Consider the following 12,677-nt stretch of genomic DNA (forward strand, 5'->3'; position numbering starts at 1 on the left):
ATGACAAGGTTGATAGGTCCGAGGTGGACGCACGGTGACGTGTGGAGCTGACGGATACTAATCGTTCGAGGACTTAATCATATATTTACTCGAGTTTTCCTTACATGATCTAGTTTTGAGAGAATGAAAAATTTCTCTTGAAAAATTATAAAAACTATGTATAATAGTATTTGTTGCTAATAATTAATTTGTCTGGCGGTAATGGCGAGAAGGTCACACCCGAACACATCCCGAACTCGGAAGTTAAGCTTCTCAGCGCCGATGGTAGTGAAGGCTTTGCCTTTGTGAGAGTAGGACGCCGCCAGGCGATAATAATATCATTCCGCAGTAGCTCAGTGGTAGAGCTATCGGCTGTTAACCGATCGGTCGCAGGTTCGAATCCTGCCTGCGGAGCCACTTGGAGAGCTGTCCGAGTTGGTCGAAGGAGCACGATTGGAAATCGTGTAGACGGTCACAAGCTGTCTCAAGGGTTCGAATCCCTTGCTCTCCGCCATACATAGTTTATAATAAGGCCCCTTGGTCAAGCGGTTAAGACACCGCCCTTTCACGGCGGTAACACGGGTTCGAATCCCGTAGGGGTCATATACGGAGGATTAGCTCAGCTGGGAGAGCACTTGCCTTACAAGCAAGGGGTCGGCGGTTCGATCCCGTCATCCTCCACCATAATAATAATAGTATTGCCGCGGGGTGGAGCAGTCTGGTAGCTCGTCGGGCTCATAACCCGAAGGTCGTAGGTTCAAATCCTATCCCCGCAATATTGGTCCGGTAGTTCAGTTGGTTAGAATGCCTGCCTGTCACGCAGGAGGTCGCGGGTTCGAGTCCCGTCCGGACCGCCATTAATTGCAAATGTTGTTTCACCTATTCTGGCTCGGTAGCTCAGTCGGTAGAGCAAAGGACTGAAAATCCTTGTGTCGGCGGTTCGATTCCGTCCCGAGCCACCATTTAGTGATAGTTAATAGCCGGCCTAGCTCAATTGGTAGAGCAACTGACTTGTAATCAGTAGGTTGGGGGTTCAAGTCCTCTGGCCGGCACCACCATCTCATTCATAATTGGAGGGGTAGCGAAGTGGCTAAACGCGGCGGACTGTAAATCCGCTCCCTCAGGGTTCGGCGGTTCGAATCCGTCCCCCTCCACCATTTATTAATTTAATAATATAGGGGCATAGTTTAAAGGTAGAACAGAGGTCTCCAAAACCTCCAGTGTGGGTTCGATTCCTACTGCCCCTGTTTTTTAATATGGCGGTCGTGGCGAAGTGGTTAACGCATCGGATTGTGGCTCCGACATTCGTGGGTTCGATTCCCATCGATCGCCCCATTAATTTTATTTTTATTGGGCTATAGCCAAGCGGTAAGGCAACGGACTTTGACTCCGTCATGCGTTGGTTCGAATCCAGCTAGCCCAGCTTGCGGAAGTAGTTCAGTGGTAGAACACCACCTTGCCAAGGTGGGGGTCGCGGGTTCGAATCCCGTCTTCCGCTTTTCTTTATGGCGGCATAGCCAAGTGGTAAGGCAGAGGTCTGCAAAACCTTTACCACCGGTTCGAATCCGGTTGCCGCCTTAATCTATTGATCGGTTAAAAGGATGTAAAAAGTCTAAACATTGTTTGACTTTTTGCATCCTTTTTTTTGTATTATTTTTACATAAAAGGGAATAATTACTTTATAGTACAACATCTGCTTTTTTAGGTTACCTTGTTAATTTGGATTCCTCGCTTTTCATGGTGCTATTTCATTCGAACATTTAACTTCCGCTTTTTGTTCGTCAATGACACTTATTTGAGAAAATCGTAAATACAGCAAAAATACTAATCAATAATGAAGTAATTCAGAAGGATTGTTTGGAATTTCACATCAACTTCAAAACACCATTATACTTCTTATTATCAAGGGATGCCTGTCGCTTAAATGCTACGATGCATTACACTTATCATATTTTTACTATGACATTTATGTCTATGTTCTACATTCATTCTTCGATAAAATGAAATAAAATTATGAAGGAGAATATGGTATGTCTAAAAAAACATTAAAGCATTTACGAAATGAAATTGCTCCATATGAGAAAGCAGATACGAAGGCTAGCATTTGGCAGTTAGTTAATACGTTTGTTCCTTTTATTGGATTGTGGATATTAGCATATTATTCACTATCCATATCTTATTTTCTTACACTTCTTTGTTGTGTTGTAGGAGCAGGGTTTTTAGTAAGAATTTTTATTATTTTTCATGATTGTTGTCACCAATCGTTTTTTAAAAATCGGTTAGCAAATAAGGTGGTCGGTACCATTACTGGAATTTTAACATTATCTCCTTATGAGCAATGGAAACATAGCCATTCCATTCACCATGCAACTAGTAGTAATTTAAATAAAAGAGGTACAGGGGATGTTTGGGTACTGACTGTGAATGAATATATGGAAGCATCACCTTGGAAAAAGCTGGCGTATCGTTTATATCGAAATCCATTTGTTATGTTTATTTTAGGTCCTATATATATTTTTCTCATTGATTATCGATTTAACAGAAAAGGAGCTAGAAAAAAGGAGAGAAATAATGTTTATTTAACGAATATCTCCATCGTCTTAATAGTGACGATTTTATGCTTAACGATTGGTTGGAAAGCGTTTTTGCTGATTCAACTGCCAATCTTTCTTATTTCAGGTTCATTAGGAATTTGGCTTTTTTATGTGCAGCATCAGTTTGAGGACTCATATTTTGAAAATCAAGAGGAATGGGATTTTGTCAAAGCGGCCCTAGATGGGAGTTCATATTATAAACTACCAAAAGTATTGCAGTGGATTACAGGAAATATCGGCTTTCATCATGTTCATCATTTAAGTCCACGGGTTCCAAACTACTACTTAGAAGAAGTACATAATAGTAATGAAACTTTACAAGATGTCACAACGATTACGTTAGCATCTAGTTTACGTTCCTTGAAATTTCGACTATGGGATGAAGAAAATAAAACTTTTGTCGGGTTTAAAGAGGCAAAAAGAATTATGGAACAAAAGAAAACTAATAATGAATTTGTGCATGGAACACCAGAAAATTCTTTAAAATAAATGAAATAAGGGGCTTGTTGGAAAATTATTTTTCCCAACGCCCCTATTCATGTTTTAATGTTGAAATTTTATAATCCATAAATATCACCATTTTTTTCATGCACTTTTTAATCAGTTGAAATTTCGCTTTTTATCCTTTATTCATGGTAAAATTAATAAAATACTCATAAAGGGAAAATTTTTATATGAAAAAATGGTTAGTCTTTACGCAAAAAGCTTCAGGTATCTCTCCATATGTATGGAGTATTATTAGTATTCTACCATTCTATTTTATTTTTCAATTTTACCCGACGAAGGAAATAATCATCGGTTTAATTTTAACGATGTTATTTTTTATTTTTTTGCGTGTTGCTTTTTTATCAAGAGAATGGCGCACATATGTTTGGACAGGGTTAATGATTGTGATTTCTTTTATTATGATCATTTCGTTTCAGTTTATTTATTTTGCTTTTTACATCGCCTATTTTAATGGTCAAATAAAGAAAAGGTCTGCATTTTTAACTTTATATATTATTCATCTGGTGAGTACTACGATTGCTGTAAATTATAATGTCGTTATGTTGAAACCGCTATTTATGAAGCAAATTCCATTTATTATTATTATTTTAATTGGGGTCATTTTGCTTCCGTTCAATATTTTTAATCGGAAAAAGCAGGAGCAATTGGAGGAAAAGCTAGAGGATGCAAACCGGAGAATAGCGGAGTTTGTCAAGCAGGAAGAGCGGCAGCGAATAGCTAGAGATTTGCATGATACATTAGGGCAAAAATTATCATTGATTGGAATAAAAAGTGAGTTAGCTAGTAAGATAGTTTATAAAAATCCTGAACAAGCAAAAAGTGAAATGAAAGATGTCCATCAAACTGCGAGAATTGCATTGAATGAAGTGCGAAATATGGTTTCAGAAATGAGAGGAATTCGGGTTAGCGAGGAGATAAAAAGGATTAAACAGTTGTTGGAAGCTGCTAATATTACTTTTATCTTTGATTCTAATAAAAAATTGAGTAATGTTTCTTTATATCTCGAAAATATATTAAGTATGTGTTTAAAAGAGGCGGTTACTAATATTGTGAAACATAGTCAGGCAACTAAGTGTGAAATTTTACTTGAGCAGACATTGGAAGAAATAAAAATTATTGTTCAAGATAATGGGGTTGGATTTTCAAAAGACAAGGACCATTCTAATGGTGTCGGATTACTTGGAATGCAGGAACGATTAGAATTCGTAAACGGGGATTTGGAAATTACATCTAATAACGGGATGCGAATTTTGATGAGGGTTCCGAGTGTTGTTAAGGATTATGTAAGGGAGGGGTAAGGATGATTCGCATTGTTATTGCGGAGGACCAAAGGATGATGTTGGGTGCTCTTGGGTCGCTATTAAACCTTGAGGATGATATGGAAGTCGTCGGAAAGGCAAATGATGGACAAGAGGCGGTTGCTTTAGTGAGAAGGTTGAAACCAGACGTATGTATTATGGATATTGAAATGCCTAATATGAGCGGATTGGAAGCGGCTGAGGAGTTAAAAGACCATTCGTGTAACGTTATTATATTGACTACTTTCGCTCGTTCGGGTTATTTTCAAAGAGCTTTGAAGGCGGGAGTGAAAGGATATTTATTAAAAGATAGTCCGAGTGATGAGTTGGCAAGTACGATTCGTAAAGTTATCACAGGCCGAAGAATTTTTGCTCCTGAGCTAGTGGATGAAGTGTATAGTGAAGAAAATCCACTTACGGAGCGGGAAAAAGAAGTGCTAGAACTTGTTGCTGACGGAAAAGATACGAAAGAAATTGCCGCAGCTTTACGAATCAAAACAGGAACGGTAAGAAATTATATTTCTGCAATACTTGATAAGTTAGGGGTAAAAAACCGCATTGAAGCGATTACACAGTCGAAGGAAAAAGGTTGGTTTAAATAGGTTTCCGTTTTTAATGGCTATTTTAACTCTTGATAATTTAATCTTGTTGCAATTAACGGGTAGTGTTGGAATAAAATGGTTTTATAAAAAACAGTGTTGACATAGTTTTTAATCGGTGTTATTATAATTCTTGTCAGTTAAAGATTACTGATAATAATTTGCCGGTGTGGCGGAATTGGCAGACGCGCGGGACTCAAAATCCCGTGTCCGTTGAGGACGTGTCGGTTCGACCCCGACCACCGGTATCTTTTAATGAAGATTAATAACGATTGATAAATCTTAGTAACTGCTCTAACTCTTGTGTATCAAGGGATAGAGCAGTTTTTTTGTGCTTCGTTTCCATTGACTATGAGAAATGGAACGATTGGATTTTGAATCATTTTTCGGATTTTTTACGTACAATTTATACAGTCAAATACTCGAATGTTTGCACTGTAACTTGTTCATCCTGCAATCGTAACTCCTTTAGAATGTGTGTGTACTCTGAGAGTTGTTACAATACCTAACCTTTCAGATACATATTTGATGGATGCTTTTTTGTAGAGAGTCAAACTCGCATGAGTATGAAATACAAAGACTATTGAGAATGCTTTTTCAGGTATCCGTAGAGATAATAATATATGAAGTATAAATTAGTACTGACAGAGCAAGCTGATTTGGACTTGCGGGGAATATATGAGTATATTGCATTTACCCTGTTTGAACCTGGCATAGCAAACACTTACCTGAATGGCAACAAGATGAAGTGAAAATAGTACTGGATATAGTAGAAAGTTTTGGAAAGTATGCTTCACTTCCTTCTCCATTTGACCTCAGGGATAACACCAGGCTGTAGATACTTTATTTGATATAGGTGCTTTTACCGTTTCTTTAGCTCAATCGCAAATCCTTCTTTATTTAACGGGGTAGCAGTAGTATTAGATGCCCTAGCAGTTGCCATACCATTTGTACCTGCAGTTGGTGGTTTAACTGTTAACACTATAAAATCTAGTTCAAAAATAACTCAAGCTGTAAAACAAGGTATAAAACCATCCAAAACCTTATCAAGGGAATTATCTGGTACACGGTTACATGCACATCATATAATGCCTGCGATTGACGACAGGCAATCAAAACGGGTCTGACCCTATAATTTCCGATTTTCACTCCGAAAAATGAACTAATAAAAGAAATAGGTTAGTGGACCAGACCCTAACAATATGTCATAAAACCTATTTATATAATATATTTGGTTCAAAACTACTAATTTTCTAAATATATATTTACAAAGAGTTGTAAATTTCGTAATATTATTCTAACTTGGCCAAGTTGAAATTTCTAGATTAATATGTTGCGGTTCATCTAAGATTGGATAAAAGTGTGGCAAGAGGATACTATTCTTTACAAGCAACCGTAGATGCTGATAAATACAAAATTGAGATGGCAAAAAAGAGTGGATCAACATATAAATCGCAAGGGACGGGTTACCTATATAAATATAGACAAAAGACTCCATATGTTTACTTGAGATATACATCTACACAACACTAAATATTGCTTGAAGGGGCAGCCCCAATGTACTACTGATTACATTTTAAACAATAGGTTTGATTGGAGTTTTTTTAAGATGACAATTTAAGATGTTATCAGTGAACGTATTTAGGGATTGCCTCTTCTTTAATCGAAAGGGTGAACTTATGAAAAAACTTCTTCTAATAATTGTGATTGTAGGTTTGGTGACGTCTTGCAGTTCGAAAACATTATCACTTGAAAGTAAATCGATTGTTAAGGAAGAGGTTGCATTAAGAGATGTGTACAATATTTATTTGCCTTTTGCATTAAATAAAAGTGTTTCTTCAATTAGGGTTTCGGGTGTGGGCGGCACGAATGTAGAACAATTGGATTATAATTTTGAAATATTTAATGAGAACATTAGTAAAAAAGATGATTATTATGTGTATGGTTTAATGTTAAATATTTATAATGCCTCTTCAAACGGGGAATTTATCATTGATGAATTAGCATTAGTCTTGGACGGGGAAAATTATTATTTGCCTTTAGACCAAGTTGAAATGAAGCGGGTTAGTAATTATGAACAGAGTTTGGATTACTTAAAATTTATTGGTTCGCCAGTTACCGCCTATGATTATTCAACTCCTTTGATTTGGGAAATAGAAGTATTGAAAGATGTAAAAATATCAAAATTGCTATTAACCAATAGCCAACTCAAAATACAAGATATTGAATTGAATGGAGAGAGCATTCATCTGGAACAAGCAGATTTGGAATTTAAAAAAGGAAGCTTTTTAAAAATGGAGATAAATATTCAGCCAAACAGCAAAAAATTAGAAAATTTTATTTTAGGTACGGATTTAGTTGTCGAGTTTAAAGATCAGTTAACAAATAAAGACTATTTTATTATGTCTCCGATTATAACAAGAATTTATGGTAGCGGGGATGCACTTGAATATTATCTCAAATAAGCTTTAAGGGGAAAATATGAAAAGAATTGTGATAATCATCAGCTTAATTTGCGTATTAATCATTTTTTTATTCTCAATCGTTTTACTAGTAAACCGCAATAACAGTGATTTTACTATAAGTTTAACTGGTTTTCATGAAGAAAATGAGAATTATACAATGTATTCACTAGTGAAAGGTGACTTAGAAAATATTACTACCGTTCAAGGTGTTATTCAAAGTACAGATAATGCAATAAAAAACTATTCGATTTCCACTTCAAGAAATAGTAATATTGAAATTTTCAAATCGGTAGGTGAAATAGTTAAAAAGGGCGAGTCAATTTATTCAGTAAATAAAAATACAATGAAAAGTCCAGTAAATGGGTATGTTTCATCCATTGTGGAAAGTAACGAAAATGTATAATAATTCTAATCCTGTATTGGACCAGGTCAATATGTGTATTAAACAAGGAGACTTTATATGTATTAAAGGTCCATCAGGCTCAGGAAAAAGTACGTTATTAAATATTATTGGGTTAATTGATGATGTTACAAGCGGTGAATATTATTTAAATAATCAGGAGACATCCAAATTAAATAAAACTGAGTTGGCCCGGTTACGGAATGAAGTTTTTGGTTTTGTCTTTCAGCAGTACCATCTAATCCCTTACTTAACGGTAAAAGATAATATTATGATGCCGTTTCTCTTTGGTAAAAAGTCGTTTGCACAATTTAGTGAAAATGCAATTTTAGATTTTTGTGAGCAGTTCAATATTCTTACCATTTTGGAAAAACGGGCAGATTTGTTGTCAGGCGGGGAAAAGCAACGGGTGTCCCTAGTTCGTGCTGTCATAAAAAATGCTGAAATTATTATTGCCGATGAACCAACTGGTAATTTAGATGAAGGTAATTCATTGTCAGTCATTGAATACTTACATACTTTAAACAACGAAGGCAAAACGGTCATAATGGTTACACATAATACTGCCATTTGGGAATCTGCACCGAACCGATACAATCTTGAAAAAGGGAATTTAGAAAAGTATGTTTAGAAAATTGCAGATGACAATTAAAATCAGTCTAGAGTCTATTTTTAATAATCGATTCCGATTTTTTTTTAACGGTAATCGGCATCATTCTATCCTCATTTTTATTTACGATAACCATTATATCGATGGATACCTATTTTGATTATCAATATTCAAAATATCGAAATTATACAAATGAAACGGTTGTTATAGAAGGTAAAACGAGTTTACATACGTTAAATGATTTTCTTGTAAATTCTACAACTCACCATTACCCCTATAAAAAAATCATCAATAACACAGCAATTAAACAGTTAACAAATGGTAAACAGGTTATACAAGTTTATGCAGATATTGTCGGTACAACGAGTGGATTTCAGCAATATCTTGTGCCAAATTTTACTGATGATCATGCGATGACTTTTTATCAATTAGCAAGTGGGAGAAGTATCGCTCGTGAAGATTTTCGAAGTGGTGCCCCGGTTGGTGTCATTGACCAATTTACGGCTGAACTTCTATTTAGAGGCGAAAATCCAATTGGCCAAACTGTAAAAGTACCGATAATGGAAGAAAAATTAGTAAATGGAGCTATCGAGCATACTGTTGCTCATCACCAAGATATTGAAATTATCGGCGTGATTGCTAATCGTGAATTATTGCTACAGCAGCAGCTGTCGTTTCGTCAGAAATTAAATAATCATCCAATAAAACTTAATTCGAAAATTTTTGTGCCATATACTCTAGCAGCGAAACTAGGAAAGAACTTGGAAGACTTTGATCAAGTTGTCATACATCTTTCAGATTATGATAAAAAAAGTGTCAATGATATCCAACAAATAATAAATTGGAATGATAGTTTAATACAATCACAAGTTGTTACGAAGCAGTTATTATATAATGATATTGAAAATAAAAGCAAAAATACGAAAAAAAGTTTACAAATTTTTATGGTTGTCATTATTTTAGTAATCGGTTTAATTATTATGAATACGATGTTTTTCTCTGTAAAAGAACGTATCAGTGAGATTGGGATAAAAAAGGCGTTAGGGGCAACGGACGAAGATATTATTGTTCATTTTATCATCGAGGGATTGCTCATTGGGTTAATAGGTTCACTTGTTGGGACGATTGTTGGTGTCGTCGGAAGTACGGCAGTTATTGCATATTTAAAAGAAACGAGTATGCCGCTCTTATCAATATCACTCGATTCGATAGGTCTATTGCTCATTATCATTATTTGTACTTTTCAAAGTGTAATTTTCACTGTCATTCCTTCTATTTATGGCGCCAGAATAAAAGTTGTCGACGCAATACGGTTTGAATAGTTGAAAAAATAAATCGTCGTCGTACGAATCTAGTCGGTTCACTTCCTTGCAAAATTATTTATTATGATACAATAAAACGGTAAAATCCCTTGATAAGGAAGGTGGGTTTTACCGTTTTTTTTAAAATAAAAGGCTGTTTTTGCAGACTTTGTTGTTTTTTGGCTCTATACTAAATGTTGGGGTTAAAGGTCAATTTATGTAAGCATAAAAAAACACGCTATCTCCAATTTCTTTTATACTTGAATTGTCGAATAACAAGTAAAAGAGAGGAGAAGGCAAAGGGAAAACCAATGGAGAAAATTTTGCAGAAATAACCGTAAGCTTCACATTTTATAATTAGGAATTACCAAGAAGGTGCCTGTCCCCAACAATTGAAAGTATTTCGAATTGTTGGGGACAGGCACCAACGATGCATTCGACAATTACGTTGTGTCTGTTTAAAATATAATTATGGAAAGTTTGTGGAATGGGGTGTGGGTGAGTGACTACCGTTTTATTAGTTGATGACGATATGAACATATTGAATTTAGTGGAATTGTATTTATTGGAAGAAGGTTTTCATGTATTTAAAGCATTGGATGGTGGACAAGCTTTGTCCTTGTTAAAAAAGCACCCGTTCGATATAGCAGTGGTCGATGTGATGATGCCATTTCTTGATGGATTTGAGTTAACGAAGGAAATCCGGCAAAAATATGATATTCCGATTATTTTACTAACAGCAAAAGACCAATTACATGATAAAGAAAAAGGATTCTCTTCCGGTACCGATGATTATTTAGTTAAGCCATTTGAACCAAAAGAATTAATCTTCCGTATGAAAGCATTACTTAGACGGTACGCAAGATCGGATGATGAACAATCCATCATTCAAATAGGTCAAACTTTCATAGATAAACGAAGTTATGAAGTAAAAACAAATAATCGAACGATATTATTACCGTTAAAAGAATTTGATTTACTTTATTTTTTCATGTCTCATCCTCGCCAAGTTTTTTCACGGGAACAATTAATAGAAGCTGTTTGGGGTATCGACTTTGAAGGTGATGAACGAACGGTAGATGTTCATGTAAAAAGACTGCGGGAACGGTTTACTCCGTTAACAGATGATTTCCAAATTCGTACTGTTCGTGGTATTGGTTATTCGTTGGAGGTTCATACAGAATGAAGTCCCTTTACTCAAAGTTCGTTATCATTACGTTATTGATGATGTTTTGCAGCAGCATGATTGCATTTGTCATTGCAAACATACATTACCAAGCGATACTAAAACCGTATAACGATGAAAAGAATACGGATGTAGCTTTAAATGTTGCTAGCTTTCTTCAAAACAACCCTGACATAAATATGACTGCCTATTTTCACAACCTTGCAGAGACTGGATACCAAGTTTATATAGTGAGTGAAAAAGATGAAGTACAAACATTCGGAGCGCCGTTTCGCAATCATGAAATACGTGACGATATAAAAGAACAGGTTCTAAATGGAAAAATTTATCACGGAATCGCAAATTTTCCCCATAGTATTTTTATCGTTGGCTTTTTTGCCAATGAATTAAAAAACTCGATAGGGGTGCCGCTACAATGGAATGGTGAACAATACGCTTTATTTATGCGACCAAATATTAAATTTTTATTTAATGAGTTTCGCATCTTTTTAAGCTGGTTGTTACTTTTAATGATTATCTTCAGTGTCATTATGGTAATTATTAGTACCAAGTTTCTAGTAACCCCAATCGCAAAATTAACGGATGCGACGAAATCACTAGCTAAAGGGAATTTTGCAGTGGAAATTGATTATACGAGAAAGGATGAAATTGGAAACTTAACGCGAAATTTTTACGATATGGCTAAAAAACTTGGACAGTTGGACAGTATGCGGAAAGAATTCATATCTAATATATCCCATGACATTCAGTCGCCTCTAGCGAATATTGAAGGTTATACAAGCCTGCTCGAAAAGGACACATTAACGAACGAGCAAAAAGAACAATACATACAAATTATTAAAGGTGAAACGAAAAGATTATCGAATTTAACGAAGCAATTGTTGCTGTTAGCTTCTTTAGACCAACAGGAAGATTTACTTAATAAACGTCACTATAGTCTCACTACGCAGCTAAAAGATTTAATTCGTCAATATTATTGGATTTTAGAGGAAAAAGAAATTATGCTCACTTTTTCACTTCCTCCATCTCATATAAATGGTGACCGAGTTTTGCTTGAGGCTGTGTGGGATAATTTATTGAACAATGCCATTAAATACAATAAAATTGGTGGCACGATTGATATAAAAATAGAACAGTCCGAAGCGAGTATGAAAGTTATTTTTCAAGATACTGGAGTGGGTATGACTAAGGAAGAACTCGAACATATTTTTGACCGGTTTTATCGAGCAGACACATCGAGAACGAGGTCTGTTGAAGGTACAGGACTAGGTCTTGCCATCGTCCATTCTATTGTTCAGATGCATGGTGGTACCATTTCAGTAAATAGTGTGAAAGGGGAAGGGACAACTTTTATTATTGAGTTACCTGTGGATGATTAGTTGGTGTTGTTTTTCTCAGTGGATGAAATAAATAGGGTTTCGAAAAATTTCGAGTACCCTTTTTTTGTTAGAGGACGGAAATGAATTAGGCTGCTCGAAAATTCTGAGCACCCTTTTTTGTTATGCAGAAAGATGCAATGGGTTACTGGAAATTTTGAGCACCTTTTTAAATTCGGCAAAATGCATGGTTTTGCTAGGAAACTCCAAGCCTCGATTCTTTATTTAAAGGGTTACTAGCTAAGAGCTGGATATCCTTTTTTAGTAAATAATTTATATGCATCCTATTTTTGTGAGTGAAAGATGATGGTAGTTATTTAGGTGGGAGGAGAACTCATCCGAACGTGGATATCGTCGATTGA

General features: G+C 35.6%; 9 protein-coding genes, 15 tRNA genes and 1 rRNA gene. All 25 read left to right on the plus strand.

The features are described 5' to 3' along the window. The first annotated feature begins 191 nt into the window (after positions 1–191). The 25 genes from rrf (at position 192) to BN1242_RS01835 (ending at position 12,318) form a co-directional block, all read left to right on the plus strand. Positions 192–307: ribosomal RNA gene (rrf, locus tag BN1242_RS01715) — 5S ribosomal RNA — on the plus strand. A gap of 14 nt (positions 308–321) precedes the next feature. Next, positions 322–396, plus strand: a tRNA-Asn gene (locus BN1242_RS01720). A 3-nt stretch (positions 397–399) separates the two neighbouring features. Further along, positions 400–493, plus strand: a tRNA-Ser gene (locus BN1242_RS01725). A 17-nt stretch (positions 494–510) separates the two neighbouring features. Beyond that, positions 511–582, plus strand: a tRNA-Glu gene (locus BN1242_RS01730). A gap of 5 nt (positions 583–587) precedes the next feature. Then, a tRNA-Val gene (locus tag BN1242_RS01735) sits at positions 588–663 on the plus strand. 18 nt (positions 664–681) lie between these two features. Next, positions 682–755, plus strand: a tRNA-Met gene (locus tag BN1242_RS01740). Between the two features lie 4 nt (positions 756–759). After that, positions 760–836: transfer RNA gene (locus BN1242_RS01745), tRNA-Asp, on the plus strand. Between the two features lie 29 nt (positions 837–865). Next, positions 866–941 (plus strand) — tRNA-Phe (locus tag BN1242_RS01750). Positions 942–958: 17 nt separating this feature from the next. Beyond that, a tRNA-Thr gene (locus BN1242_RS01755) sits at positions 959–1,034 on the plus strand. A gap of 17 nt (positions 1,035–1,051) precedes the next feature. Continuing rightward, positions 1,052–1,136 (plus strand) — tRNA-Tyr (locus BN1242_RS01760). A gap of 19 nt (positions 1,137–1,155) precedes the next feature. Beyond that, a tRNA-Trp gene (locus BN1242_RS01765) sits at positions 1,156–1,226 on the plus strand. Positions 1,227–1,238: 12 nt separating this feature from the next. Continuing rightward, positions 1,239–1,314, plus strand: a tRNA-His gene (locus tag BN1242_RS01770). Positions 1,315–1,330: 16 nt separating this feature from the next. Further along, positions 1,331–1,402, plus strand: a tRNA-Gln gene (locus BN1242_RS01775). A gap of 3 nt (positions 1,403–1,405) precedes the next feature. Then, positions 1,406–1,477 (plus strand) — tRNA-Gly (locus tag BN1242_RS01780). A 9-nt stretch (positions 1,478–1,486) separates the two neighbouring features. Further along, positions 1,487–1,557, plus strand: a tRNA-Cys gene (locus tag BN1242_RS01785). A 452-nt stretch (positions 1,558–2,009) separates the two neighbouring features. Continuing rightward, on the plus strand, positions 2,010–3,062 hold the full coding sequence (gene desA / locus BN1242_RS01790) for a Delta(5) desaturase DesA (RefSeq protein ID WP_062350477.1): 1,053 nt from the start codon (positions 2,010–2,012) through the stop codon (positions 3,060–3,062). Positions 3,063–3,247: 185 nt separating this feature from the next. After that, the gene (locus tag BN1242_RS01795) at positions 3,248–4,378 is read left to right on the plus strand and encodes a sensor histidine kinase (protein WP_062350480.1); all 1,131 of its coding nucleotides are present in this window, start codon (positions 3,248–3,250) and stop codon (positions 4,376–4,378) included. A 2-nt stretch (positions 4,379–4,380) separates the two neighbouring features. Beyond that, a complete protein-coding gene (locus BN1242_RS01800) occupies positions 4,381–4,980 on the plus strand; it encodes a response regulator transcription factor (RefSeq protein ID WP_062350482.1) in 600 nt (199 codons plus the stop codon). Between the two features lie 160 nt (positions 4,981–5,140). Further along, positions 5,141–5,225, plus strand: a tRNA-Leu gene (locus BN1242_RS01805). 1,431 nt (positions 5,226–6,656) lie between these two features. Beyond that, the gene (locus tag BN1242_RS01810) at positions 6,657–7,442 is read left to right on the plus strand and encodes a hypothetical protein (RefSeq protein WP_062350486.1); all 786 of its coding nucleotides are present in this window, start codon (positions 6,657–6,659) and stop codon (positions 7,440–7,442) included. A gap of 16 nt (positions 7,443–7,458) precedes the next feature. Then, positions 7,459–7,845 (plus strand): hypothetical protein, encoded by a 387-nt coding sequence (locus tag BN1242_RS01815; RefSeq protein ID WP_062350490.1) that lies wholly within the window; start codon positions 7,459–7,461, stop codon positions 7,843–7,845. Continuing rightward, on the plus strand, positions 7,838–8,473 hold the full coding sequence (locus BN1242_RS01820) for an ABC transporter ATP-binding protein (RefSeq protein ID WP_158661032.1): 636 nt from the start codon (positions 7,838–7,840) through the stop codon (positions 8,471–8,473). Before BN1242_RS01815 ends, BN1242_RS01820 begins: the two co-directional genes overlap by 8 nt. Before the next feature lie 74 nt (positions 8,474–8,547). Continuing rightward, a complete protein-coding gene (locus BN1242_RS01825; RefSeq protein WP_275259436.1) occupies positions 8,548–9,774 on the plus strand; it encodes an ABC transporter permease in 1,227 nt (408 codons plus the stop codon). A 481-nt stretch (positions 9,775–10,255) separates the two neighbouring features. Then, complete coding sequence (locus BN1242_RS01830) at positions 10,256–10,939, plus strand: response regulator transcription factor (protein WP_062350497.1); 684 nt, start codon at positions 10,256–10,258, stop codon at positions 10,937–10,939. Then, positions 10,936–12,318, plus strand: coding sequence for a sensor histidine kinase (locus BN1242_RS01835; RefSeq protein WP_062350500.1), 1,383 nt, complete (start codon positions 10,936–10,938; stop codon positions 12,316–12,318). Before BN1242_RS01830 ends, BN1242_RS01835 begins: the two co-directional genes overlap by 4 nt. Positions 12,319–12,677: the final 359 nt, after the last annotated feature.

This window comes from Bacillus kwashiorkori (genome assembly GCF_001375515.1).
Lineage (GTDB): Bacteria > Bacillota > Bacilli > Bacillales > Caldibacillaceae > Bacillus_BK > Bacillus_BK kwashiorkori.

Excerpts from the sequence above, each read along its gene's own strand:
- desA (WP_062350477.1), top strand. The coding sequence starts at position 2,010 with ATGTCTAAAAAAACATTAAAGCATTTACGAAATGAAATTGCTCCATAT.
- BN1242_RS01795 (WP_062350480.1), top strand. The coding sequence starts at position 3,248 with ATGAAAAAATGGTTAGTCTTTACGCAAAAAGCTTCAGGTATCTCTCCA.
- BN1242_RS01800 (WP_062350482.1), top strand. The coding sequence starts at position 4,381 with ATGATTCGCATTGTTATTGCGGAGGACCAAAGGATGATGTTGGGTGCT.
- BN1242_RS01810 (WP_062350486.1), top strand. The coding sequence starts at position 6,657 with ATGAAAAAACTTCTTCTAATAATTGTGATTGTAGGTTTGGTGACGTCT.
- BN1242_RS01815 (WP_062350490.1), top strand. The coding sequence starts at position 7,459 with ATGAAAAGAATTGTGATAATCATCAGCTTAATTTGCGTATTAATCATT.
- BN1242_RS01820 (WP_158661032.1), top strand. The coding sequence starts at position 7,838 with ATGTATAATAATTCTAATCCTGTATTGGACCAGGTCAATATGTGTATT.
- BN1242_RS01835 (WP_062350500.1), top strand. The coding sequence starts at position 10,936 with ATGAAGTCCCTTTACTCAAAGTTCGTTATCATTACGTTATTGATGATG.